Source organism: Kitasatospora sp. NPDC056076, assembly GCF_042266305.1.
Taxonomy (GTDB): domain Bacteria; phylum Actinomycetota; class Actinomycetes; order Streptomycetales; family Streptomycetaceae; genus Kitasatospora.
Genome location: NZ_JBHJWG010000033.1, coordinates 11,113 through 35,346 on the forward strand (window position 1 = coordinate 11,113; position 24,234 = coordinate 35,346).

A 24,234-nucleotide genomic window follows, 5' to 3' on the forward strand; every position below is an offset into this window, starting at 1 on the left:
GCCCGGTCCGGTCCGCTCGGGCCGACCCACCGTCCGGACCCGAGACCCGGCCTGCAACTCGGCCCTGCAACAAGGAATCAGATGCCAGGCATATCGGCCCCCCGCACGGGCCACCGCGCCGGCCGGTCCGGCTCCCTCCGCAGCTCGCTCCTCGCCCTCGTGCTGGTCCCCAGCCTGGGCCTCGCCGCCGCCTGGGGCTACGCCGCCTACCTGCTGCGCGACACCGCGAACCGCACCGCGCTGCTGGTCGGCACCGCCGCCGTCGCGCTGGTGCTGCTGGTCAGCCTGGTCCGCGGCATCCGGGCCGCCCGGTCGCTGTCCGCCCGGCTCGCCGGACTGCGCGGCGACACCTTCGCGCTCGCCCAGCACGAGATCCCCGAGATCGTCGGCCGGCTGCGCGCCGGGGAGCCGGTGCCCACCCCGCCCACCTGGGCGCCGTCCCGGCGGGTCGGCGACGAGGTCCAGCAGACCTCCGACGGCCTGGCCGCCGTCCGGCAGGCCGCCGTCGCCGCCATCGTCCACCAGGCCCAGGGCCGCGAGGGGACGAAGAAGGTCTTCCTCAACATCGCCCGCCGCACCCAGATCCTGATCCACCGGCAGATCAGCATGCTCGACGCGCTGGAGCGCGAACACGAGGAACCCGAGCTGCTGCGCGAACTGTTCGCCGTCGACCACCTGGCCACCCGGATGCGGCGCAACGCCGAGAACCTGGTCATCCTCGGCGGCGCACTGCCCGCCCGGCGCTGGCGCAACGCCGTGCCCGTGGTCAACGTGCTGCGCAGCGCCGTCTCCGAGACCGAGAACTACGCCCGGGTCGTCGTCCAGGGCGTGCCGCGCGCCTCGCTCAGCGGGCAGGCCGTCGCCGACGTGATCCACCTGATCGCCGAGCTGATCGAGAACGGCACCACCTTCTCCCCGCCGTACACCCAGGTGCAGGTCTCGGCCCAGGAGGTCCCCAAGGGCCTGGCGGTCGAGGTCGAGGACCGCGGCCTCGGGATGACCGAGGAGGAGTACGAGCGGCTCAACGAGTACCTGGCCAACCCGCCCGAGCTGGACGTCTCCGCGCTCGGCGACGACCTGCGGCTCGGCCTGTTCGTCGTCGCCCGGCTCGCCGCCCGGCACGACATCCAGGTCACCCTGCGGCCCTCGCCGTACGGCGGCACCCGGGCCGTGGTGCTGGTGCCCTCGGTGCTGCTGGAGCAGGCGGAGCAGCCGGCCACGGTGCCCGGGCTGCCGTCCGGCGCACGGGTCACCCGGACCCCGGTACCCGAACCGCGGCCGTCCGACGGAGACTTCGGCGTGGTCGACGACGAGCTGTCCGGCGCGCTGGCGGGGGTGCTCAACGGGCTGACGAGCAGCACCTCGGGCGGGGTCGACGGGATCGGTGGCGTCGGTTCCCCGGCGGTGCCGACGGCACCGACGGAGCCGGCAGGCGGCGGGGCCGACGGCGGGGTGATCCTCGGCGAGCTGCTCGCGCGGCAGGAGTTCGGACCGCAGGAGTTCGGCCAACAGGGCTTCGGACCACAGGAGTTCGGCCAACAGGGTTTCGGGCCGCAGGAGTTCGCACGGCCGGACGGTGAGGACGGCGGGCCCGTCCTCGACAACGCCGGGCTGACGGTCGGTGCCGAGATCCCCGGGCTGCCCGGGGCCGTGGTGGTCCCCCGGCCCGTGCTGCCGCGCCCGTACGACCTGCCCACCGGGCCGTCGGCGGAACTCGCCGCACAGCTCGCCGCGCAACTCGACCCGGGCGCCGGCGCGACCCCCGGGCATGGGGACGGGGCTCAGGCGGACCCGGCCGTCGTCGATCCTGCGGTCGTCGATCCAGCCGTCGTGGACTCGGCGGGCGGTCTCGACGGGGTGCCCGCCGACCGGTCGACGCCCACCCACGAACGCCCGCAGGAGGACAGCGTGGAGCACGGCCCGGACGGCGAACTGCGCACCCCGCGCATCCTGCCGCAGCGGGTCCGCAACGCCAGCCTCGCCGAGCAGCTCCGCGAGGCCAACGCGCCCGGCACCATGATGCCGCCGTCCACCCCGACCGCGCCGTCCTCGCCGTACGGGGCCCGCCCCGCCCCGGCTGGCCCCCGGTTCGGCGAGGCCGACGACCCCTCGCCGACGCGGTCCCGCGCCACCATGGCCGCCATCCAGCGCGGCACCCGCAGCGCCCGCGCGACCGGTACCGGACCGGACGCGCCCGCCATCGCCCCCCACCCGGCCGCACCTTCCGCCCCCGAGGGCACCGCGGAAGCCCCCGCCGTTCAGGAAGCCAAGGAACAGCAGTGATGACGCAGCACACCGAGACCCAGCGCGACCTCAACTGGCTGCTGGACCAGCTGGTGGCGCGGGTACCCGAGACCCGGCACGCCATCGTCCTCTCCGAGGACGGACTGCTGGTCGGCACGTCCCAGGGCCTCGACCGGGCCGACGCCGAGCACCTCTCCGCCGTCGCCTCCGGCCTGCAGAGCCTGGCCCGCGGCGCCGGACACCGCTTCAACGGCGGACGGGTCCGGCAGACCGTGGTCGAGATGGACCAGCTGTTCCTGTTCGTCACCACCGCCGGACAGGGCGCCCGGCTCGCCGTCCTCACCAGCGAGCAGGTGGACGCCGGACTGATGGCCTACGAGATCAACATGCTGGTCAAGCAGGTCGGCCAGTACCTCACCGCGGCGCCGCGCAGCGACGCGGGCCGACCCGGCGCGGGTGGCGGTGCGTGACCAGCGCCGACGCCGACGAGGGCTGGTTCTACGACAAGGACGCCGGCCACCTGGTCCGCCCCTACGCGATCACCAACGGGCGCACCGGCCCGGTCCGTGACGGCTTCGCGCTGATCACCCTGGTGGTCACCGCCGACCCGCGCACCGACACCAGCCGGCTGACCCCCGAACCGGCCGCGATCCTCGACCTGTGCCGCGAACGCCCGCTGGCCGTGGCCGAGATCGCGGCCACCATGGACCTGCCGGTGAGCGTGGTCAAGGTGCTGCTGGACGACCTGGCGGAGGCCCGGCTGATCCTCACCCGGGCCCCGGTCCAGCTCGCCGAGGCACCGGACATCTCCCTGATCCAGGCCGTGATCGAAGGCGTCCGCAGACTCTGACCGGCTGCCGCGTCCGTGACATCCGCCGCACCCGTCGCGTCCACCGCGTCGACCGCATCCACCGCACCCGCAGCATCCCCACAGTTCCTCTCCAGGAGACCCGAATTGACGACCCAGAGCCTGGTGCCGGGCGCGGTCAAGATCCTCGTCGCCGGCGGCTTCGGCGTCGGGAAGACCACCATGGTCGGCTCGGTCAGCGAGATCGAACCGCTGCAGACCGAGGAGCGGATGACCCGCGCCAGCATCGGGGTCGACAGCCTCGAAGGCGTCCAGGGCAAGTCCACCACCACGGTGGCGATGGACTTCGGGCGGATCACCGTCCGCGAGGACCTGGTGCTCTACCTCTTCGGCACGCCCGGGCAGTTCCGCTTCTGGTTCATGTGGGACGACCTCGCCCTCGGCGCCCTCGGCGCGATCATCCTCGCCGACACCCGGCGGCTCGAATCCAGCTTCGCCGCCGTGGACTTCTTCGAGCAGCGCGGAATCCCCTTCGCCATCGGGGTCAACTGCTTCCACGGCCGCCGCGACGCCACCCCGGAGGACGTCCGCCGGGCCCTCGACCTCGGGCCGGAGGTGCCGGTGGTGCTGTGCGACGTCCGGGAGCGGGCGTCCAGCAAGGAGTTGCTGCTCGCCCTGCTCGACCGGGTGCACCGGGACGCGCTGGCCGTCGGGCGGCGCTGAGGCGGCCAGGCGGCGCTGAGGCGGCCGGGCGGCGGTAGCCGCCCGGGTCACGCCTGGGCCGGGATCACGCCTTCGTCGGGCTGAGCTCGGCGAGCGCGTCGACCAGCGGGGCCAGCTCGGGGAGTTCCGCGGCCTGGGCCAGGGTCGCCTCCAGGGTGGCGTCGTGCACCGGGCGGGCGGCCTCCAGCAGGGCGCGGCCCTCGGAGGTCAGCTCGGTGTAGATGCCGCGCCGGTCGTCCGCGCAGAGGTAGCGGCTGAGCAGGCCCCGGTCCTCCAGGCGGCTCACCAGCCGGGTGGTGGCACTGCTGCTCAGCGCCGCCGCACGGGCCAGCTGCTGCATCCGCATGTGCCAGCCGTCCTGCCGGGAGAGCGCCTCCAGCACCGTGTACTCCACCACCGAGAGCTTGTGCTCCGCCTGGAGCGCCTTCTCCAGCGCGGCGTCGATCAGCCCGTGCAGGGCGGCGAGCGTCCGCCAGCCACCGGCCCGGACCTCGGCCGCGTCGTCGCGGATGGCCATGGCTCGCCTTCCCTTCACGTTCACCTGTGCGTCCTGAGCTGTCCCCTCTCGTACAAGTATGCCATTCGGCGCCGATTATCGGTCTCTGCAAATAAATCGGCTCACAGCTCCTTCCCGTCCTCCGTCCCGTTCTTCGGGCCGTCCTCCGGGCCGTCCTCCGAGTCGTCCTGCTCGCCGCCCCAGGAGGCGGAGCAGAGCGCGGTCGCCAGCGCCTCGGTGTAGTCGGCGGCCGCCAGCCAGGCGGTGGCGAAGGCGTCGTGGTCATCCGCGACGATCCGGCCGAACACGTCACGCCGCTGGTCCGCGGCAGCCGCCCGCAGGCCGTCCAGCAGCTCGGCGGCGGTCGCCAGCCCCGACGCCCGCAGCAGGGCCCGGTCCGCCGCCGCCGTGGCCGCGCCGGGCGCCGGCGCGGACCGGCCGGTGGTGACGGTCTGCTCCACCCGGCGGCCGAGCACGTGCACCGGCGGGCCGAGCGGCGGCGCGGTGGGGAGCTCCGCCGGGAGCCCGGCGGACGGATCGGCGGGCAGATCGGCGGATGGCCCGGTGGACGGGCCGGCGGGCAGGTCAGCGGTCTGCAGGCGTTCCAGGCCGAGGTTGACCCGGTCCGCCCGGTCGGCGGGCAGGGCAAGGCGGTCGTGGCCGTCGGGGCCGTCGGGGCCGTCGTGACCGGAGCCGTCCGAGGGCGTGCCGATCGCCAGCACCCGCAGTTCCGGACGGTCCGCGCGCTCCAGCCGTCCGATCAGCCGCAGCCGAAGGCCCGGGGCCGTGGCGAGCAGGGCCAGATTGGCCCGGAAGGCCAGATCGGGGTGCTCGTGCCCCGGGCGCAGCGCGACCACCGTGCCGCCCCCGACCGGACGGGCGAGCAGCTGGAGCGCCCCGCCAGGACCGGTCGGGGCCGTGCCCAGCAGGACGACGTCCAGGAACAACAGGTCGCTCCCCGCCGGGCGACTCCCGTACAGCAGCTCCTGCGCCGCCAGTGCCCGGGCCACCTGGGCGGCGGGCGGCTCGGCCCAGAGCCGGGCCACCGGCTCCGCCGTCCAGGCCGCGCCCGCCGCGCGGACCGCCCGCACCGAGGCACCCGCGCCCAGCCGCCCACCCGTGGACCTGGTCGCGCCCTGGACCGCCAGCCCCGCTCGGCTGAACTCACGGTGGCTCAGCGCCGCATCGCCCAGCCGGACCGTCCGGTTGCCCGCCGCGACGGCCAGCGGGGCGGCGGTCGTGACATCGCCGTGCGGGGTCACCTCGGCGATCGTGCTGAGCCGGCCACCCGCGTCCACCGCCCAACTGACCGCCCCGGCGTGGGTCGCGGTCAGCACCGGCTCGGCGAACAGCCCGTACAGCCGCAGGCCGCCCTCCTCGGCGTAGGCCTGGCGGGCGGTGCCGCGCAGGGCGGCGAGCGGGGGCGGGGCGGCGGGCGGGGTCGGGGCGCCGACCGAGGTGACCGGGGCGGTCGGCGTGGTCACGGCAGTCAGGGTGTTCAGGGCGGTGGTGAGGCCGAGCAGCTCGCGCAGCGCCGCCACCAGGTCCGCCAGCCGGTGGTCGGGCGCACCGGAACGCGCCGCCCGGATCCCGGTCACCACGGCGACCGCCGCCGCGGCCGGGCGGTACAGCCCCGCGACCCGCGCCCCGTGGCCGGCCCGCAGCAGCTCCGCCTGGGCGACCGCGCCCGCCCCGCTCACCCCGGCGGCCAGCAGTGCGCAGGCGGCGCGGTGGAGGTGCCGGGCGGCGCCGCGCTCGGCCGGGGTGAGGGCGGCGGGTCCGGGTTCCGGTCCCGACTCGGGTCCGGGTTCGAGTCGGGGTCCAGGTCGGGGTTCGGATCCGGGCTCAGGCGGGGTTGTGGTGGTGGTCGCGGCAGGTGTTCCCGGCGCCTCGGCCGGCGTGGTCCCGACGCCCGGATCGTCGGTCTCGGCCTCGGCCTCGGCCAGCGGGCAGAGGCTGACGGCGGCGGCCCGGTGGACGCAGGCCGGGGCGAGCAGACAGCCGCACCGGACGTCGGACGGGCCGGCCACCACCCCGCCCGGGGCGTGCAGGACGAGCAGGACCTCCTCGTCCACCTGCACCCGCCACTCGTCGCCCTCCCGGCTGAGCGGCCGCTCGGCGAGCTTCGCCGCCGCGCCGTCCAGCCGCTTCTGCAGGCGGGCGCTCAGCCCCGACACCACCTCGGCGACCACCTCCGGCCGGACCCCCGGCCAGCTGCTCCCGGTCTGTGAAGCCCGCTCTGTCTGTGTCGTGGCGTTCATCGCACCTTCTCCCCCACCCAGCGGGCCAGTTCCAGCGGGCTCAGCGCCGCCACCGGCATCCCGGCCGCGACCAGTTGGCCGGCGACCGCCTTCGAATAGCGGGCCGTCCCGGAGTCGTCCAGCGCCGCGCAGCCCAGCAGGTGCACGCCGGAGTCCACCAGGGCCCGGGTCTCGGCGAGCAGCGCGTTGACCGGGCCGCCCTCCTCGAAGTCGCTGACCACCGCGATCAGCGTCCGCGACGGCACCGTCACCAGCTCCCTGGCGTAGCGCAGACCGGTCGCGATGCTGGTGCCGCCACCGACGCTCACCTCCAGCAGCAGGCTCAACGGATCCGCCACCTGCTCCGTCAGGTCGAGGACCTCGGTGGAGAAGGCCACGAAGTGGGTGCTCAACGAGGGCACCCCGGCCAGGATCGAGGCGGTGAGCGCCGCCCAGACCGTGGACGCCTCCATCGACCCCGACACGTCCACCACCAGGATCAGCCGCCAGTCGTTGGCCTGCCGCGCCCTGGTCCGGAACACCGGGCGCTCCGGCACGATCACGGTGCCCGAACCGTCCGGCCCGGGGCGGGCCGTGGCCAGGTTCGCCCGGATCGTCCGGTGGAGGTCCAGCCCGCCGCCCGGGCGCCGCGACGGGCGCGGCACGCTGATCCCGGTCAGCGCCGGGCGCAGCCGGGTCGCCAGCTCGCGGCTCAACTCGTCCACCATGCGGCGCACCAGCGGACGCAGCTTGGCCACCCGGGCCTCGGGCAGACCGCCCGCGTGGTCCAGCACCGCGCGCAGCAGGTCCACCGACGGGCGGACGGCGGACGGGTCGATCGCCTCCAGCACGTCCGTACGGCCCTGGGCGACGGCGGCCGCCAGGACCTCCTCCCGGACGCCCGGACCGAACAGGGCCTCCAACTCCTCGGCCCACTCCCGCACTCCGGGGAACGGCGCCTCGCGGCCGCCCCTGCCACCCCGGTCGTCCAGGCCGGGGCCGGAGCCCTCGCCGTGGCCGCTGCCGTACAACTCGTCCAGCGCGGTGGCGAGTCGGGCGCTGCGGCCGGACAGGCCGCCCGTGCCCGGGCGGCCCAGCAGCAGGCGCCAGCGCTCGGCGGGCGTGAGGACGCGCCCGGGAGCGGGAGACGGGGACGGTACCGGGCCGGTCGCCGTCGCGGGCCCGGCCCCGGGCTCGGGCTCGGACCCGGAGCCAGGCTCGGACACCTGGTCGGCGGTCCGGGGAGCGGCCGGCAGCAGGCCTCTCCCGGTGAGCACCCGGCGGGCCGCCAGGTCCGCGCGGACCCAACGGGCCACCAGAGCGGGGTCGGTCTGCTCCGGCAGGGCCGCCAGGCGGGTGCCCAGGCGGTCCTCGACGGAGACCAGCAGCCGGTCGCGGGCGGCCGGGCTGAGCGTGTCGAAGCCACCGCGCAGCGCGGGCAGCCGGTCCAGGAAGGCGGCGTCCGAGAGCGAACCGACCCGTTCCAGCACCGGTTCGAGCGCCTCGGGCGCACTGTCGAACAGGCCCTCGGCAGCGGTCAACAACCCGACCAGCAACCGTCCGAGCACCTGCCGCGCCCGCACGTCGGTCGCCCCGTCCACCCAGGACGCGGCCCGCCCGCCGAGCATCTGCGCGGGCTCCTGCCCGAGCAGCACCCGCACCGCCCCGGCCGCGCCCCGCACCAACGGGCTCCCCCGCTCGGCGAGTTCCCCCAGCGCGCACCCCAGCCGCACCCCGCCCAACTGGTCCGCCCGCCGGGCCAGCTCCACCAACGCCCGCGCGTCCGCGGGATCGTCCGAACCCCCCAACCCCTCGACCTGCCGCACCGCCACGGCGGTCAACAGGTCCATCGCCGCCCGCAGCGGCAGTCCGGGGCCGGTCCGACTGTCAACACCGCTGGAGGACGGACTCGTTGACTCCGCCCCGCCGGTCGAGGCCTCCGGCGCCCGGCCCGCACCGGCCGCACCCGCAGGTGCTTCACCCGCAGGTGCTTCCCTGGGGGCCGTGACCGGGAGGTGGCCGGCGGTGAGGCGGTCGAGGAGGGCGAGGGCGGCGAGGAGGTCGGGGAGGGTGGCGGTGGTGGGGAGGGTGGTGGTGAGTCGGGTGAGGAGGGTGGCGGTGAGGGTGGGGAGGGCGCAGGAGGCGGCGGCGGTGAGGCCGTCGATGATCTCGCGCGGGGTGGGGTCGTCGGGGAGGCGGCTGCGGAGGGCGCCCTCGGTGGCTTGGGCGGGGGTGACGCCCCGGGTGCCGGCGACGGTGAGCAGGGCGGTGACGGTGGGGGTCCAGTGCAGGCGCCAGCGGGTGCCGAGGGTTTCGGTGCCGCCGGGGCCGGTGGTGGGGACGGGGTCGGCGTAGGGGACGCCGCAGGCGGCGAGGCGGTGGAGGAGGATCTCACGGCGGCGGTCGAGGGGGCTGCGCAGCGGGTCGAGGCGCAGTTCGCGCGGGCCCGGGTCTGCGGGGCCGGGGAGGCCCAGGTCGGCGAGCAGGGTTTCGACGGCGGGTCCGAGGCCGCTGCGCGGGGCGGCCGGGGTGGGGCGCCCGGTGCGGGTGCCGACCAGGACCTGTTCGAGGGCGCGCGCGACGGCCCGGCCGCGGCCGAGGGGCTCGCCCTGGGCGAGCACGGACTGGACGGCTTCGACGAGTTCGCCGCGCCCGGGGGCGGCGTGGCCGCGCAGTCGGGCGAGGTCGCCGGCCAGGCGGACGATCTCGCGGGCGTCCGCGGGGCCGGAGGGGTGGTCCTGGGCACGCAGGGCGGCGCAGATCCGGACGGCGGTGGTGGTGAGCGCCTCGTCGAGGCGCTCCGGGTCGCCGCCGGCGTCGAGGACGGTGTGCTGCCACTCGGGGTCGCGGATGCCGGCCGGGTAGCCGGAGCGGGCGTCGAGCAGCGGGTAGGTGTACGGGATGAGGGAGAGCACGTGCCCGGGTTCGTCGGGGCGGGGCGGCTCCTCGGGAGCGGTGGGCCCGTCGAGCAGGGCGGGGGCGTGGAAGGCGCCGACGACCACGGCGGTCCGGCGTCCGCCCGCCGAGGCGGCCCGGATGCGGGCGCGCATCCAGGCTTCGCGGCGCAGGTCGTACGGGTCGACGCCGGGGCCGGTTCCGGCGTCGTGGCGCAGGGCCCAGCCGACCAGGAGGGCGGCGCGCCGGACGGCCTCCGGGCCGGAGCCGGGGGCGGCGGTCTCGACGAGGCGGTCCCAGAGATCGTCGTCGGTGGCACGGCCGGTGAGGCGGTGGCGCAGCGCGTCGGCCACGCCGGGGGTGTCGGGGCCGGCCGCGGGGCGGCGGCCGCGCGGGCCGGCGGGGCCGGTGCGGTGGGCGAGCGGGAGGTCGCAGGCGATGGCTTCGACGCCGTTGCGCCGGGCCCAGCGCAGGGCGACGAGTTCCGGGGAGAAGTCGGCGAAGGGGTAGAAGGCGAGCCCGCCGGGGGCCGCGCCCGCATCGTCCCTGTCCGCATCATCCTCGCCGGCCGGGGCGGCGGCGAGGGCGACGGGGGCCTCGGTGGCCTCGTCGGCGAGGTGGTCGAGCCAGGGCTGGAACTCGGCGGGCAGTTCGACCAGGACGGCCTCGGGCCGGGCGGCGTCGAGCAGCGCGGGGAGGACCGCGCTGAGGGAGGGCGCGTGGTGGCGCACACCGATCAGGTAGGGCCCGGGACGGTCGGTGCCGGAGCCGGCCAGCCGGGCCGTCTCGGCCCGGACCGTCTCGGCCCGGACCGCGGGGTCGGTGCCGGGATCGGTACCGGGGGCCGTGCCGAGGTCAGCACCGGGATCGGTGCCGTGGCCGCATACGGCGCCGGGGCCGGGGCGGACGGCCGGGTCGTCCGGGGTGGTGGTCCTCACCGCGCTGCTCGTCATCGTCAGGCCTCCAGCGCCGGGCGGAGGTCCCACAGGGTGCGCCAGGTGGCGGCGCCCTGTTCGGCCCGGCGGCGGACCGGGCCGTCCCAGTAGCCGAGCAGCCGGGCCGCGTCCGCCGGGTCGTCCTTGCGGACCACGCCGAGGAGTTGGCCGGGGAGCCGGCCGAGGAGGTCGCCGCCGTCCGGCAGGTAGGCGGCGGTGACGCCGAGTGCGGTGGCGACGGAGACGGCTTCGGCGGTGCTCATCACCGTGGAGGGGCGTTCGACCTCCCAGCCCTCGGTGGAGCGGCCGGTGCGCAGGTCGCGGAAGGCGGTGACCAGGGCCTCCAGGACGGCATCGTCCACGGCGTAGCCGGCGCCGGCCCGGGCGACGGCGACGGTGGACTGACGGCGGACCAGCTCGACCTCGGCGGCCAGGCTGCCGATCGGGCCGACCGTCTCGAAGTTGAACCGCCGCTTGAGGGCGGCGGACATCTCGCTGACGCCCTTGTCCCGCAGGTTGGCGGTGGCGATCAGGGTGAAGCCGGCCGCGGCGTGCAGCTGGCCGTCCGGGGTGCCGGCCAACTCGGGTACGGCGATGCGCCGTTCGGAGAGCAGGGAGACGAGGGCGTCCTGTACCTCGGGCAGGCAGCGGGTGACCTCCTCGACCCGGGCGACGGCCCCGGTGGTCATCGCGGTGAGCACCGGGGAGGGGACGAGGGCTTCGCGGCTGGGGCCCTTGGCGAGCAGCAGGGCGTAGTTCCAGCCGTACTTGAGTTGGTCCTCGGTGGTGCCGGCGGTGCCCTGGACGGTGAGCGCGCTGGTCCCGCAGACGGCCGCGGCGAGCAGTTCGGAGAGCATCGACTTGGCGGTGCCGGGTTCGCCGACGAGGAGCAGGCCGCGCTCGCCGGCGAGGGTGACGACGCAGCGTTCGACCAGGGCGCGCTCGCCGACGAACTTGGGCTCGACGGCCAGGCTGCGGCGTCCGGCCTTGAGCTTCTCGCCGCCGCTGCCCATGACGAAGGTGACCACGGCACGCGGGGTGAGGCGCCAACCGGGCGGGCGCGGGCCGCTGTCGTGGGCGGCGAGGAACTCCAGTTCGGCGGCGTGCTTCTCCTCGGGCGGGACGATCTGCCGTACCGGGGAGTCGGTGGCGGTGGTCCCGGTGGCGGTGGTGTCGGTGGCGGTGGTCTCGGTGGCGCTCATCGGCGGGCCTTCCTGCGCTTGCTGGTCCGGAGCTCTTCGTAGCCGGGGGTGTCGCCGTCGAGGGTGCGCTGCCAGGCGCGGGCGAACAGTTCGGGCACGGGCAGGTGCGGCAGCACCGGCCGGTGGGTGGACAGTTGGTACAGACCCGCCTTCCAGGTCTCCACCGGCAGGGCGGGGGCCTTGGCCTCCTGCCAGCCGCCGGGCAGGAAGAGGCTGCGGCCGGCCCGGGCCCGCTTGGCCTCCAGCACCAGTGCGCCGGCGGCGAGTTCGGCGCGGGCGCGCTTGAGCCGGGCGGGCTTCCAGCCCGTCCAGCGGGCGGCGTTGCGGTCCGTCGGGTCGGGCAGGGCGAGCAGCTGGAGGTAGAGCGCGGCCGCATCCTCGCCCAGGCCGTGGGTACGGGCCGCCTCGGCGACCAGCTCGGGGGCGCTGAGCTGCGGGTTCTGCAGCCAGACCGGGCCCTCGTCGGCGGCCGGCACGGCTGGGGCGCCCGCGGCCAGGCGTTCCGGTTCGCCGCCCAGGATCGACCGGACGGCGGCCAGGTCGGAGCCGGACCAGTAGCCGTCGGTCAGCCCGATGAGCAGGTCGATCAGCGGGTCGTCCGGGCCGGTGAGGCCGGCGGGGCGCAGCCAGATCTGCTCGTACTCGGTGCGGTAGGGGCTGAGGACGACGGCCGGACCGCAGCGGACCAGGCCGTCCGGGTCGGCTCCGCCCTCGGCGGGCCGGCCGAAGTGTGCGCGCAGGACGGTCGACACCGAGGTGCCCTGGGTGGTGCTGACCAGGCCGAATCCGAGCAGCAGTTCGGGGTCGGCGAGCCGGGTGCGCAGCGCGGCGGCGGCCGTGGGCAGCAGCGGGCGCAGCGGACTGTCGGCGGGCAGGTGGTAGCCGAGCCAGCGCAGGGCGTCGATCGCCCCCGGGAGGGTGCCGGGGCCGGGAGCGGCGGTGGCGTCCGCGGGCTCCAGCTGGAGCGCGGCCCGGCTGCCGGTGGTCAGCCGGTAGGCGGTGGTGCGGGTGAGCCAGGGCGTGCGGCCGGGGTTGAGCAGCTCCTCGATGGTGCCGATGGGCACGCCCTGGACGCCGGCCAGGGCGTCCTCGGGGAGGGTGACGAGGCGTCCGAAGTGCCGGATCCAGGCCTCGGCCGCGGCGGCGGTGTCGGGGCCCTCCGTCCACAGCCGCTTCGGGTCGTCGAGGGGCAGCAGGGCGCCCCAGACGTCGGCGATCGCGTGGTGGTCGTGGTTGCGCAGCCAGGCCTGGGCGGCCCTGACCTCGGCGGTCTTGAGGCCGTGTTCGGCGGGCACCTCGACGTTGCCCCAGTTCAGGAGGCCGGGGGGCGGGCAGAGCAGCAGGGTGGCGCGGGCGGTGCCGATACCGGTGAGCTCGGCGAAGGCGGCGGCGTGCTCGCTCTGCCAGGGGACGCTGCCGCGCAGGGCGGCGACCCGCCGGAACTTCTCGGTCCAGGCGGTGTTCACCCGCTCCTCGATGCGGCGCTCCTCCAGGGTGGTGAAGTGGGCGACGGGACCGAACTCTCCGCTCGGGTCGTGGTCGACGGCCCGCCAGTGCGCTGTTCCGTCCTCCTGCTGGTGGCGGTAGTCGAGGATCACCACGGTGCGGTCGCCGCGGCGGAGCACCTCGCCCTGGCGGTAGGCCTCCGGCCGGCGGCCCTTGGCGCGCTCGTCCGTCTCGCCGAGGACGACCTCGCGCAGGGTGGCGCCGCGGTCGGCGAGCGGGCCCTTGGTGAGCTCGCCGAGCAGCAGGACCAGGGTGGAGCGGTGCGCCGGCGGGGTGAGCGGGTCGGCGATGGCGTGGGCGAGGACGTCCACCCGGCCGAGCAGGTTGCGCCAGCCGTGGTGGGCCTCGCCGCCGCGCAGGGTGACGGTGCCCTGGGGGGTCCAGCCCTCGCCCTCCACGGCGGTCGGGACGGCCGCGGCGGCCTCAGCGGTCGGGACGGCCACGGCGGTCGGGGCGGTCGGGGCGGTCGGGGCGGTCGGGGCCGTGAACGCGGCGGTGACGGCCCGCAGGTTGTTGAGCACCCAGTACTGCTCGGAGTCGCCCCAGTTGTTGCCCAGGCCCGGGGTCCCGGGCAGGACGGCGCTGACGGCGTCGCGCAGCTGGTGGTCGCGGCCGTGCTCGGGGCGCCACTCGGCGGCCTCGGCCTTGCTGGGCCGCTCGGCCTCCGGCTGCGGGAGGAACCGGGCGATCCGGTCGAGCAGGTCGGCGGCGGTGCGGGCGAACCCGGCGACGCCGGCCAGCAGCAGCGGGTGGGTGATCGCGGGCAGGGCGGCGCCGACCGCCTCGACCGGCAGGCTGTTGCGGGCCTCGCCGCGCTGGGCGAGCGGGCGCCGTACGCCCTGGACGGTGATCCAGCGCTGCTCGTCCGCGGGGACGGGCTCGGCGTCGACCGGCCAGGCGAGGTCCACCAGCCGGGCGGCCTGTTCGGCGGTCAGGGCGCGCAGCACCCGGGAACCGGCCTCGTCACGGGGCCTCAGGGCGTGCCAGTGGTCGTACGGCGGGACCAGGGCGGTGCCGGCGGCGGAGAGTTCGCCCGACCGGCAGGAGCGCAGGTCGGCGGTGCGGTCGGAGCGGTCGGCCAGGTCGGGCAGGCCGAGGTCGAGGAACTCGCCGGTGCGGCTGACCACCGGGCCCCGCGCGCCGGGCAGGGCGAGCCGGCCGACCGGGAGGATGTGGGTGTCGGTGCGCTCGTTCAGCGGCAGGACGATGCGCTGCCCGTCGGCGGTGAAGGTGGTGACGGCGCGCCCGGGGTCGTGCCGGACCCAGCTGCCGAGCACGGTGCCGTCGGTGCCCAGCGGGGTGCCCTCCAGGCCGGGCTGCAGCGGCAGCAGGCCGGTGCTGCCGGTGACGAGCCGGCCGGCCGCTGCGGTGGCGGCGATCACCGGCGGTTCGGCGGCCCGGCCCAGGGTGCCGGTGGCCGGGTCGAGTTCGCGCAGGACGGGGGTGCCGTCCGGGGCGTGGCGCAGTGTCCAGTACCCGGTGCCGTCGCCGAGGACGGGGTGCTCCTCGGGCAGCCGGGTGTCGCCGGGGTGCAGCGGGCGGGCGCCGGTGGTGCGGCCGCCGCCGGGCAGCGGGAGGGAGGTGTCGTCCGGGTGGCGTTCGCCGTAGTAGTAGCCGGCGATGGTGCGGCCGGTCAGTTCGAAGGTCTGGTCCGGGCGGCCGGACCAGTAGGCCTTCTGCTCGTTGCCCTCGTACCAGACGACGAGGAGCTCGCCGTCGACCAGGCGCAGCCGGGGCCGGTTGCGCACGCCCGGCAGCGGGGGCACCCGCAGGGTGTGCTCCAGCAGGATGGCGTCCGGGCCGACCACGAGGGCCCGGTCGTGGCGGGCGAGGACGAGGTACGGCCAGGCGTCCTCGACGGTCAGGTCGTTCAGGCCGCGGGGGCGGTGTCCGGGGGCGGTGTCCGGGAGGGCGTCGGCGGCGGGCGGGTCGGCGAGCCGGGCGAGCGCCTCCTCCAGGGCGGGCCAGCCGAGTTCGTCCAGGATCCCGGCGGCGAGGGCGCCGGCGAGCAGCCCGGCGACGTCGAGCGCGGCGATCTTCTCGGCGGCGGCCGGGGCGACCGTGCGGATGGCGGTGCGGTGCGGGGTCAGCGAGCGGACCAGGTCGACGGCGCCGGCCAGGCCGCGGACGGCGGTGAGTTCCTCGGCGCGCTCCTCGGCCCACTCCCGGAACAGCTCGTTCAGCAGGGGGAGCGCGGCACAGCGGTGTTCGACGGCCTGCGCCCAGGCGCCGGGGGCGGAGCGGCGCAGCAGCGGCCGGAAGCGTGCGTCGGCGGCGACGGCGGCGAGCGAGCCGCCGATGGTCCTGGCCCCGTCGGTCGCGGCGCTCGGAGCGCCGGTCGGAGCGCCGGTCGGAGCGCCGGCGGCGGCCGGGCCGCTCTGGGTGACCCACTCGCGCAGGTCGAAGCCCAGGCCGGCCGGCGGGTCGGCCACCGGGACGCCCTCGGCCAGCAGGAGCTCCAGCAGGTCGAGCCGGGTGAGGCTGCCGCTGATGCCGGTGAAGAGGTCGACCGGGACGGCGTCGGCGCGCAGCCGCTCGACCATCCGGCCGGCCAGCGCGAGGGTGGCCGGGCAGCCGGGCCGGTTGCGCCAGCCGCGGCCGAGGTGGTTGCACCAGCGCCGGAGCCACTGCGCGGCGGGCTCGGCGCCCTCGGCGCGCGGGCCGGTGAGCAGGTCCTCGGCGCCGGTGGCGGCGAGGACGGCCAGCCAGGCGGAGTCCTGGACGGCGGCGTCGGTGCCGCCGGCGGCCGGGTCGGGCAGCAGTTCCAGCAGCCGGGTGCGGACCGCGGCGTCACCGCTGCCGAGCTCGACCAGGGCGCCGTGCCAGGACTTCCAGAACGCGGCGGGCGCCCGGTTGACCGCGGGGGACTCCAGCAGCTCGGCGAGCAGCGCCCGTTCGTGCGCGGCGCGGTCCAGCCCGGCGGCCCGGATCAGCGCGCGGGCGTCCTCGGCGACCCCGGCGTACGGGGCCATGCCGGCCGCGGAGCGCTCGGTGCACAGCTGGCGGAAGCGCAGCCAGGCGGTCTGCGGGTCGAGCCGCCGGGCGAGCTCCTTGACGTACTGGCGCAGGGACTTGACGGTGAGCGCGCCGGCCAGGGCGAACTCCAGGAAGACGGCGCGCAGCCGCTCCTCGTCGACGGCCAGGTTGTGGGTGCGCTCGGCCTCGCGGGCCTTGCCGAACCAGGCGGCGGCGTAGGTCTGGTTGCCGTGGGTGACGAAGATCCGGCCGACCTCCTCGCAGAAGGTGGGCAGGAAGTGCGGGACGGCGCGGCCGAGCCGGGTGGCGAGTTCGTCGAAGCCGTCCTTGGCGGCGCCGGGCTTGGACCGGGCCTGGCGGGCCAGCCGCTCCAGCTCCTTGACCAGGGCGAGCGCGTGGTGCCCGTTGGCCGGGTCGTGGACGAGTGCCCAGGCCGGGAAGCCGAGCGCCTCCTGGCGGACCTGGCCGACCTCGGCGGGCGCGCCCTCGGGGGCGAGGCCGAGGAAGTCCAGGGCGAGGTCCTCGGCGGGGCCGAGCGCGCCGGGGACCAGCCGGACGATCCGGCGGCCGTCCAGCGCGGGGTGGGTGTAGCCGCGCGCGGTCAGCACGTCGGCAGCGCTGTCGGGGCGGCCGGCGTCGGCCAGGGTGCCGGGCGGCAGGACGGCGCCGGCGTCGAGCAGTGCCTCGGGCTCCGCGGCGCGCTGCTGCGGGACGGTGGTGGTCATCGGGCCGGTGGTCATGCGGCGTCCTCCCCTTCGATCGTGCGGCCCGCGTGGAGCGCGGCGGCCATCCTCATGCCCTCGGACCAGGCGACCGGCCCGACCTCGGCGAGCGGCAGGGACCGGCCGTCGGGGCCGGCCCAGCTGAGCGCGCCCGTCTCGCAGGCGTCGTACTCGTAGTAGTCGCCGACCCAGACCCGGGCCTCGACGGTGCGGCCGCCCTCGGTGATCGGCTGGACGGCGGAGCCGCCGCGGACCCGGCAGCCGAGCCGGGTGCAGCGCCCGACCAGCTCGCGCAGTTCGCGGTAGCGGCCGCCGGCGTAGGTGTGGACCTCGGTGCCCGCGGCCGGCTCCTCGGGGCGGTGCCAGACCTCGCGGTAGAGCTGCTGGACGCGCTGGGAGACGCCGAGTTCGACGGCGAACTCGCGCAGGTCGTCGAGGTCCGGGAGGAGCACCGGGTGGGGTATCAGGACCTGGCCGTCGGTCAGGCGCACGGTGTCGCCGTCGAGGTCGACCAGGCCGAGGCCGCGCTCGGCGTCGGCGTCGCGCAGGAAGCCGGCCACGGCGCCGTCCGCGCCGGTGACCACGACGTCCCGCAGGACGGACTGCCAGGCCTCGTCGGGCCAGACGGCGGCGAGCACGGCGGCGGGGACCGGCAGCGAGCGCACCATCCACCGCTCGACGTCCTCCTGGCAGCGCCGCTCGTGCGCGGCGAGCCATTCGGCGAGTTGCTTGAGCTGGGCGACCACCGGGTCGTCACCGAGCTTCGACGGGACGGACTTGAGGGGGCGGCCCGCCGCGTTGCGGCACACCACCCGGCCCTCTCCGTCGAGCGTGACGCGGTACCCTCCCGCGCCCGTTTCCACCCATGCCACAGCCGTACTCCTCCCACCGGGGAACGTCGTTCGGATCGCCCCGCTGACCAGCGATGCGAGGAACGTAGCGAGGGTCACTGACAACGCGACGGGCGGGGGGAGACGGCCGGGGAGCGCGCGAGTTGAAACCACTCGAACGGGTGGTCGATCGGGTACGCAGGATCGATCCGCGGCCCTGCGGACGCGTGAAGGCGGCGCCACCCCGTCCGGGTGGCGCCGCCTTCACGGCCGACCGGCCCCTCAGCCCGTCGGCGCCCGCGGGACGATGACCGGGGCGCCGTCGTCCGGGGCCGCCAGGACGTGGCTGTCGATGTCGTACAGCGCCCGCACCAGCGGCGCGTCCACCACCTCCCGGGGCGGCCCGCAGGCCACCACCGTGCCGTCCCGCAGGGCGACCAGCAGGTCGGCGTAGCGGGCGGCGGCCGCGAGGTCGTGCAGCACCATCACCACCGTGCGCCCGCCGGCCGCGACCGTACGGACCAGTTCCAGCACCTCCACCGCGTGGCCGAGGTCGAGCGCGCTGGTCGGCTCGTCCAGCAGCACCACCGGGGCGTCCTGGGCGAGCACCATGGCGAGCCAGCAGCGCTGCCGCTGGCCGCCGGAGAGCTGGTCGAGGCGGCGGTCGGCGAGGGCGTCGACGCCGGTGGCGCGCAGGGCCTCGGCGGTGAGCCGCTCGTCGTCGGCCGACCACTGGCGGAACAGTCCCTGGTGCGGGTGGCGCCCGTAGCGGACCAGGCCGGCCACGGTGACCGCCTCGGGGGCCTGCGGGCTCTGCGGGAGCAGCGCGACCCGGTGGGCGGCCCGGCGCGGGCTCAACCGCCAGATGTCCTCGCCGCCGACCAGGATCCGCCCGCCGTCCGGCCTGTGCAGCCGGGCCACCGCCCGCAGCAGGGTGGACTTGCCGCAGCCGTTCGGGCCGACCACCGCCACCACCTGCCCGGCGGGCACGGTGAGGTCGATGCCGCCGAGCACCGGGCGGCCGGGGCGGTACCCGGCGGTGACGCCCTGGATCGTCAACTCCATCTCTCAGCCCCCCGGTTCCGCGCGCTCAGGAACCGGACAGGGCCTTGCCGAGGTCGCCGATGACGACGTCGGCCGCCAGCGGGCCGCCCCGGGTGGACCAGACCGAACCGTCCACGGTGACGGCGTGGTTGTTCTTCACCGCGTTCAACTGCTGGTAGGCGGGCTTGGACTGGACGTCCTTGAGGGCGGCCTTGCCGTCGTCGGTGAGGGTGGACAGGAACAGCCAGTCGCCGTCGATCTCGGCGAGCTTCTCCAGGCTGAGCGCCGGGCTGTGGGCGTTGCCGTCCTTGTCCTGGGCGGCCGGGCGGGTGAGGCCCATGTCGAGGGCGACGCCGCTCGCGAACTGCTTCTTCTCCATCCAGCTGGGGCCGGTGGGGTTCCAGCGGACGATGGAGACGGCGGCGCCCTTGTTCTTGCCGAGGTCGGCACCGGCCTTGGTGGCCTTGGCCTGGTAGTCGTCGATCACCTTGGTGGCCTGGTCGAGCTTGTTGACGGCGTTGCCGATGCCCCGGAAGGCGAGCTTCCAGTCGTCGGTGGGCGCCATGGTGACCAGGGTGGCGGGGGTGATCTCGCGCAGCTGCTTGAGCACCTGCTCGTCCTGCATGTCCCCGGCCAGGATGAGGTCGGGCTTGGCGGCGATCACCTTGTCCATCACCGGCTGGAGCAGGTTGCCGACCACCGGCACGCCCTGGACCTTGTCCTTGAGGTACGCGGGCGGCTCGTTGAGCCCCTGGCCGTTGGTGATGCCGGCGGGCTTGAGGCCGAGGGCGAGCACCGCGTCGAGGTCCTCCTGGGTGAGGGTGACGATCCGCTTGGGCTCGGCGGGGACCTCGACGGCCTTGCCGGTGGCGTCCTTGACGGTGCGCTTGCCGCCGTTGGCCGCGTCCGCCGCGCTGCCCGGGGCGGCGGACGCGGAGTTGGAGGGGTCCGCGGACGTGGACGAGGACCCGGAGGAGCCGCACCCGGTGAGCAGGAGGGCGGCCGCCCCGGTGACGGCCAGCGCCTGGGCCGCGCGGCGGCGGACGGGGTGGAGCGGGCTCTGGGCGTACGGCATGGGTGCCTCCGGGGCGGGGGTGGTACGGGAGTTGGGGGCGTCCGGGCAGCCCGGCACGACGGCGGTGCCGGCGGGACGCTCCGGCCATTAGGTTAGCCTTACCTTATGACATCGTCGCAAGTGGGCGCCCCCGAAGCGCCCGCCGTCACCGCGCCCGGCGCCCCTCCCCCACCGGCCCGCCCCCTCCGGGACAGCGCCTGGCCGGTCGCCGCCGGGGCGGTCGCGGTGCTGCTCGCGCTCACCGCGCTCTCGCTCTCGGTCGGCGCCGGCGAGGTCGGGCCGGGACGGGTCCTGGACTACCTGCTCGACCGCGACGGCGCCCGCGCCGACAGCCGACTCGCCCTCGTCGTCGGCGAGTTGCGGCTGCCCCGCACCCTGACGGCGCTGCTGGTCGGCGCCGCCCTCGGCGTCGCCGGCGCCCAGCTCCAGTCGGTCACCCGCAACCCGCTGGCCGAGACCGGCCTGCTCGGCGTCAACGCGGGCGCCTCGCTCGGCGTCGTCCTCGGCATCGCCGTGCTCGGCGTGCAGACCTCCTACGGGTACCTCGCCTTCGCATTCGGCGGCGCCGTCCTCGCCAGCACCCTGGTCCTGCTGATCGCCGGCAGCCGGGGCGGCGGCTCCCCCATGCGGCTGGTCCTCGGCGGCTCCGCCGTCGGCGCGACCTTCGGCGGCATCACCGGCGTGCTCATCGTCAACTCGCCCGAAGCGTACGACCGTTACCGGGTCTGGGTGCTCGGCTCACTGGCCGGGGTGGAAGGCTGGACGACCCTGGGCCAACTCGCCCCCGTCCTCGGCGCCGGCTTCCTGCTCGCCCTGCTCACCACCCGGCCGCTCACCGCCCTCGCCCTCGGCGACGACCTCGCCCGCGGCCTCGGCCACCGCCCCGGCGCCACCCGCGCCGCCGTCGCCGCCGCCGTCACCCTGCTCACCGCCTCGGCCGTCGCCCTGGCCGGGCCGATCTCCTTCCTCGGCCTGCTCGCCGGCTTCCTGGCCCGCGCCCTCGCCGGGCCCCGGATCGGCCGACTCACCCTGTTCGCCGGGCTGTTCGGCGCCGCCGTGCTCACCGGCGCGGACGTGCTCGCCCGGGTGGTCGCCCGGCCCTTCGAGGCGCCGGTCTCGGTGATCGTCGCCCTGGTCGGCGCCCCCGCGCTGATCGCCATCGTCCGCTCCCGCCGCTCCGCCGCCCTGGCGATCGGCGACCCCGCCGCCGAGGCCCCGCCCGTCCAGCGCGCCGAACAGCGCCCGGCGCGGCCGGACCCGGCCCTGCGGTACGGCGCCTGGTCCCTGCTGGTGCCGCGCCGGCCGCTGCTCGCCGGACTCGGCCTCGCCACCGCCCTGCTCGCCGTCGTGGTCGTCTCCGCGCACGCCGGACAGAGCGAACTCGGCCTCGGCAAGACCTTCCAGGCCGTGTTCGGCTACGGCGAGCGGCTGGACGTCCTGCTGGTGCAGAAGTTCCGCCTCGGCCGGATCGTCGCCGGACTCGCCGCCGGAGCCGCCCTCGGACTCGCCGGCTGCCTGACCCAGACCCTGGCCCGCAACCGGCTCGCCACCCCCGAACTCCTCGGCGTCAACGACGGCGCCACCGCCGCCGTACTGATCTCCGCCACCGCCTCCGGCACCTTCGGCGCCTGGTGGGCCGGACCGCTCGGCGCGCTGGCCGCCGTCCTGGTCGTCACCCTCGTCTCCGGCGGGCTCGGCGCCCGCGGCTACCGGGTCCTGGTCGTCGGACTCGCCATGTCGGCGCTCGCCTCGGCCGTCATCCAGGTCGCCCTCGCCCGGCGCTCGCTCAACTCCGCCGGCTCGCTGTACGTCTGGACCTCCGGCAGCCTCAACGGCCGGGACTACGCCATCGCCACACCCGCGCTCCTCGGACTCGCCGTCCTGGTGCCGACCGCCCTGGTGGTGGCCCGACGGCTGGCGGTGCTGCGCTTCGACGACAGCGTGGCCGCCTCGCTCGGCGTCGACCCCGGGCGGGTCCGGCTCGCCTGCCTGCTGCTCGCCGTCGCCCTCGCCGGGCTCGCCGTCGGGATCTGCGGGCCGGTCGGCTTCGTCGCCCTCGCCGCACCCGTACTCGCCGCCCGGCTCGCCGGACCGACCCGGGTGCCGGTGCTCGGCTCCGCGCTCACCGGCGCCCTGCTCGTCGTGCTCGCCGACACCCTCGGACGGGTGCTGATCGGCGGGGTGGAGATCCCCGTCGGCATCGTCACCACCGTGCTCGGCGGCCCCTTCCTGCTCTGGGTGCTGCTCGGGCGCCGTACCAACTGATCCTGGAGAGAAAGACGTTGAACGCCTTCCCGCTGATCGCACCCGACCCGGACGACGCCGCGTACCGGCTGGTCACCTTCATCTCCACCGAACAGGACTGCAACGGCGTGCTCGCCCTCGTCCACACCGTCACCGACAAGGACCGGCACGCCGGCGACCTGACCCCCCACCTGATGGAACGCCGGGGCGGCCGCTGGGAGATCACCTACCGGCTGCGCGCCGACCACCGCGCCTCCTACCAGCTGCACCCCTTCCACGGCGCTCCCCCCGGCACCACCCGCGCCGACTGGCTGCACGTCCTCGACCACGCCCGCCCCGACCCCCACGACAGCGAACCCCGCCTGCCCGCCCGCGACGGCCGCCACCCCGCCTCCGTGCTCAGCCTGCCGCAGGCCCCCGCCCAGCCGTACGCCCGGCGGCGCGAGGACGTGCCGCGCGGGCGCACCCTCCCCCGCACGGTGGCCGGGCGGCGGGTCGACGTCCACCTCCCCGCCGGGTACGGACCCGGCCTCGGCCCGTACCCGGTCGCGGTGTTGCTCGACGGCGAGATGTGGGGCGAGGTGCTCTCCGTCGGCGACACCCTCGACAACCTGACCTCCGACGGCGCGATCCCGCCCACCGTCGCCCTGCTGGTGCACACCATGGGCCCCGGCCGCCCCGACGACCTGAGCTGCAACCCGGCCTTCGTCGACCTCCTCGCCGACCGCCTTCTGCCCTGGGCCGCAGCGGAGTTCGACGCCACCGACGACCCGCGCCGGACCGTCGTCGCCGGCCAGAGCGCCGGCGGCCTCACCGCCGCCTACGCCGCCTTCCGGCGCCCGGACCGCTTCGGCAACGCCCTCTCCCAGTCCGGCTCCTTCTGGTGGCCCGACGAGACCGAGTTCGACGCCGGCAGCGAGTGGCTCACCCGCCGCTTCGCCGCCGAACCCCACCGGGACGCCCGGTTCTGGATCGAGGTCGGCCTCCAGGAGTGGATGCTGCTCACCCAGAACCGCCACCTGCGCGACGTGCTCACGGCACGCGGCTACGACCTCCACTACCAGGAGTTCAACGGCGGCCACGACTACGCCTGCTGGCGCGGCGGCCTCGCGGACGGGCTGGCGCACCTGCTGGGCCGGGCGTCGGCGAACGACCCGTGCTAGCGTCGCCGACGGCAGCGCGACGGCGCCCGCCCCGGACGAGATGTGCGCCGTACCCGGCCCGCCAAGACGACGCACCCAGGGAGTCGTCATGACCGCCGCCGACGCACCGATCGCCCGTCCGCTGGACGTGCCGTGGATCCACGGCTCGCCGTCCGCGAAGCACGACACGGACCCGGAGATCCAGGCCTACGCGTACGACGAGAACACCGTCATCCTGCGGCAGAACAAGGCGGTGCACTACGAGGCGCCGTTCCTGTTCCTGCTCTTCGGGGCGGACCGGGCGGTCCTCATCGACACCGGGGCGACCGCCGAGCCCGCGTACTTCCCGCTCCGGGCGACCGTCGACGGCCTGATCGCGCAGTGGCTCGCCCGCAACCCCCGCGACCACTACCCGCTGCTGGTCCTGCACACCCACCCGCACGGCGACCACGTCGCGGGGGACGGGCAGTTCGCCGACCGGCCGGACACCGCCCTGGTCGGCGCCGACCGGCCCACCGCCTGGGCGTACTTCGGCTTCGACCACGACCCGGAGGCCACCGCGCGCGTCGACCTCGGCGGCGGGCGGATCCTCGAGTGCCTGGCCACCCCCGGCCACCACCCGGCCGCCGTCACCTACTACGACCCGTGGACGGGCTTCCTGCTCACCGGCGACACCGTCTACCCCGGTCGGCTCTACATCGACGACTGGCCCGCCTTCGGTCGCAGCATCGAGCGCCTGATCGCGTTCACCCGGGAGCGGCCCGTCACGCACGTCCTCGGCTGCCACATCGAGATGACCCGCGAGCCGGGCGTCGACTACCCGATCCGCACCACCCACCAGCCCGACGAGCCCCCGCTCCAGCTCACCGTCGACCACCTGCACCGCATCCGCGCCGCCGTCACGGAACTGGGCGACCGCCCGCGCCGCCACGCGCTGGACGACCTGATCCTCTGCCCCAACGACTGAGGGGCCGGGCAGTCACGCCGGCCCGGGTGGGCCGGCGCGGGTGCTGACGGTTTGCCCGTATCGGTGGTCTTGCACGCCTGACGCCTGCTCGGCATAGTTGCGTCACATCCCGCCGGGCACATCCCGCGGAGCCACTCACTCTCGAACTTGACATGAACAGGACGTACACCCCTCAGGAAGGAGTG

15 protein-coding genes and 1 riboswitch are annotated in these 24,234 nt (G+C 76.2%); of the genes, 7 read left to right on the forward strand and 8 right to left on the reverse strand.

Translation table 11 applies throughout. The annotated features are described in order from the left end of the window. Positions 1-81 precede the first annotated feature (81 nt). From ACFC1T_RS25195 to ACFC1T_RS25210, 4 genes are all read left to right on the forward strand, one after another. On the forward strand, positions 82-2,283 hold the full coding sequence (locus ACFC1T_RS25195) for an ATP-binding protein (protein WP_375891986.1): 2,202 nt from the start codon (positions 82-84) through the stop codon (positions 2,281-2,283). Beyond that, positions 2,283-2,714, forward strand: coding sequence for a roadblock/LC7 domain-containing protein (locus ACFC1T_RS25200; protein WP_375891987.1), 432 nt, complete (start codon positions 2,283-2,285; stop codon positions 2,712-2,714). Before ACFC1T_RS25195 ends, ACFC1T_RS25200 begins: the two co-directional genes overlap by 1 nt. Then, positions 2,711-3,094, forward strand: coding sequence for a DUF742 domain-containing protein (locus tag ACFC1T_RS25205; RefSeq protein ID WP_207813170.1), 384 nt, complete (start codon positions 2,711-2,713; stop codon positions 3,092-3,094). The genes ACFC1T_RS25200 and ACFC1T_RS25205 overlap by 4 nt, the downstream gene beginning before the upstream one ends. Before the next feature lie 105 nt (positions 3,095-3,199). Further along, the gene (locus ACFC1T_RS25210) at positions 3,200-3,775 is read left to right on the forward strand and encodes an ATP/GTP-binding protein (RefSeq protein WP_375891989.1); all 576 of its coding nucleotides are present in this window, start codon (positions 3,200-3,202) and stop codon (positions 3,773-3,775) included. 64 nt (positions 3,776-3,839) lie between these two features. Here ACFC1T_RS25210 and ACFC1T_RS25215 read toward each other — a convergent pair whose 3' ends face one another. From ACFC1T_RS25215 to ACFC1T_RS25250, 8 genes are all read right to left on the reverse strand, one after another. Next, complete coding sequence (locus tag ACFC1T_RS25215; RefSeq protein WP_375891991.1) at positions 3,840-4,292, reverse strand: MarR family winged helix-turn-helix transcriptional regulator; 453 nt, start codon at positions 4,290-4,292, stop codon at positions 3,840-3,842. A 101-nt stretch (positions 4,293-4,393) separates the two neighbouring features. After that, on the reverse strand, positions 4,394-6,532 hold the full coding sequence (locus ACFC1T_RS25220; protein ID WP_375891993.1) for a hypothetical protein: 2,139 nt from the start codon (positions 6,530-6,532) through the stop codon (positions 4,394-4,396). Then, a complete protein-coding gene (locus tag ACFC1T_RS25225) occupies positions 6,529-10,359 on the reverse strand; it encodes a DUF5682 family protein (RefSeq protein WP_375891995.1) in 3,831 nt (1,276 codons plus the stop codon). Before ACFC1T_RS25225 ends, ACFC1T_RS25220 begins: the two co-directional genes overlap by 4 nt. Positions 10,360-10,361: 2 nt before the next feature. Then, on the reverse strand, positions 10,362-11,543 hold the full coding sequence (locus tag ACFC1T_RS25230) for an AAA family ATPase (protein ID WP_375891997.1): 1,182 nt from the start codon (positions 11,541-11,543) through the stop codon (positions 10,362-10,364). Continuing rightward, positions 11,540-16,765 carry a hypothetical protein gene (locus ACFC1T_RS25235; protein WP_375891998.1) on the reverse strand — a complete coding sequence of 1,742 codons (5,226 nt, stop codon included), beginning with the start codon at positions 16,763-16,765 and terminating at the stop codon, positions 11,540-11,542. Before ACFC1T_RS25235 ends, ACFC1T_RS25230 begins: the two co-directional genes overlap by 4 nt. Continuing rightward, positions 16,762-17,619, reverse strand: coding sequence for a DUF4132 domain-containing protein (locus ACFC1T_RS25240; RefSeq protein ID WP_375891999.1), 858 nt, complete (start codon positions 17,617-17,619; stop codon positions 16,762-16,764). Before ACFC1T_RS25240 ends, ACFC1T_RS25235 begins: the two co-directional genes overlap by 4 nt. A 240-nt stretch (positions 17,620-17,859) precedes the next feature. Continuing rightward, entirely contained in the window at positions 17,860-18,642 is a 783-nt protein-coding gene (locus ACFC1T_RS25245; RefSeq protein WP_375892001.1) for an ABC transporter ATP-binding protein, read from the reverse strand. 25 nt (positions 18,643-18,667) lie between these two features. Next, a complete protein-coding gene (locus ACFC1T_RS25250; protein WP_375892002.1) occupies positions 18,668-19,696 on the reverse strand; it encodes an ABC transporter substrate-binding protein in 1,029 nt (342 codons plus the stop codon). Positions 19,697-19,801: 105 nt separating this feature from the next. Between ACFC1T_RS25250 and fhuB the strand changes: the two genes are divergently transcribed. The 3 genes from fhuB to ACFC1T_RS25265 all read left to right on the forward strand — a co-directional run bounded on the left by fhuB (position 19,802) and on the right by ACFC1T_RS25265 (position 24,049). Beyond that, entirely contained in the window at positions 19,802-21,961 is a 2,160-nt protein-coding gene (gene fhuB / locus ACFC1T_RS25255; protein WP_375892004.1) for a Fe(3+)-hydroxamate ABC transporter permease FhuB, read from the forward strand. Between the two features lie 17 nt (positions 21,962-21,978). Continuing rightward, positions 21,979-23,103, forward strand: a complete 1,125-nt coding sequence (gene fes / locus ACFC1T_RS25260) for an enterochelin esterase (protein ID WP_375892005.1) — start codon at positions 21,979-21,981, stop codon at positions 23,101-23,103. Positions 23,104-23,119: 16 nt separating this feature from the next. Then, a riboswitch (guanidine-III (ykkC-III) riboswitch) is annotated at positions 23,120-23,179 on the forward strand. A 12-nt stretch (positions 23,180-23,191) separates the two neighbouring features. Beyond that, positions 23,192-24,049: an MBL fold metallo-hydrolase gene (locus tag ACFC1T_RS25265; protein ID WP_375892007.1), complete on the forward strand. Its 858-nt coding sequence runs from the start codon at positions 23,192-23,194 to the stop codon at positions 24,047-24,049. Positions 24,050-24,234 lie beyond the last annotated feature (185 nt).

Excerpts from the sequence above, each read along its gene's own strand:
- ACFC1T_RS25250 (WP_375892002.1), bottom strand. The coding sequence starts at position 19,696 with ATGCCGTACGCCCAGAGCCCGCTCCACCCCGTCCGCCGCCGCGCGGCC.
- ACFC1T_RS25245 (WP_375892001.1), bottom strand. The coding sequence starts at position 18,642 with ATGGAGTTGACGATCCAGGGCGTCACCGCCGGGTACCGCCCCGGCCGC.
- ACFC1T_RS25220 (WP_375891993.1), bottom strand. The coding sequence starts at position 6,532 with ATGAACGCCACGACACAGACAGAGCGGGCTTCACAGACCGGGAGCAGC.
- ACFC1T_RS25230 (WP_375891997.1), bottom strand. The coding sequence starts at position 11,543 with ATGAGCGCCACCGAGACCACCGCCACCGACACCACCGCCACCGGGACC.
- fhuB (WP_375892004.1), top strand. The coding sequence starts at position 19,802 with ATGACATCGTCGCAAGTGGGCGCCCCCGAAGCGCCCGCCGTCACCGCG.
- ACFC1T_RS25265 (WP_375892007.1), top strand. The coding sequence starts at position 23,192 with ATGACCGCCGCCGACGCACCGATCGCCCGTCCGCTGGACGTGCCGTGG.
- ACFC1T_RS25200 (WP_375891987.1), top strand. The coding sequence starts at position 2,283 with ATGACGCAGCACACCGAGACCCAGCGCGACCTCAACTGGCTGCTGGAC.
- ACFC1T_RS25215 (WP_375891991.1), bottom strand. The coding sequence starts at position 4,292 with ATGGCCATCCGCGACGACGCGGCCGAGGTCCGGGCCGGTGGCTGGCGG.
- ACFC1T_RS25235 (WP_375891998.1), bottom strand. The coding sequence starts at position 16,765 with ATGACCACCGGCCCGATGACCACCACCGTCCCGCAGCAGCGCGCCGCG.
- ACFC1T_RS25225 (WP_375891995.1), bottom strand. The coding sequence starts at position 10,359 with ATGACGAGCAGCGCGGTGAGGACCACCACCCCGGACGACCCGGCCGTC.
- ACFC1T_RS25195 (WP_375891986.1), top strand. The coding sequence starts at position 82 with ATGCCAGGCATATCGGCCCCCCGCACGGGCCACCGCGCCGGCCGGTCC.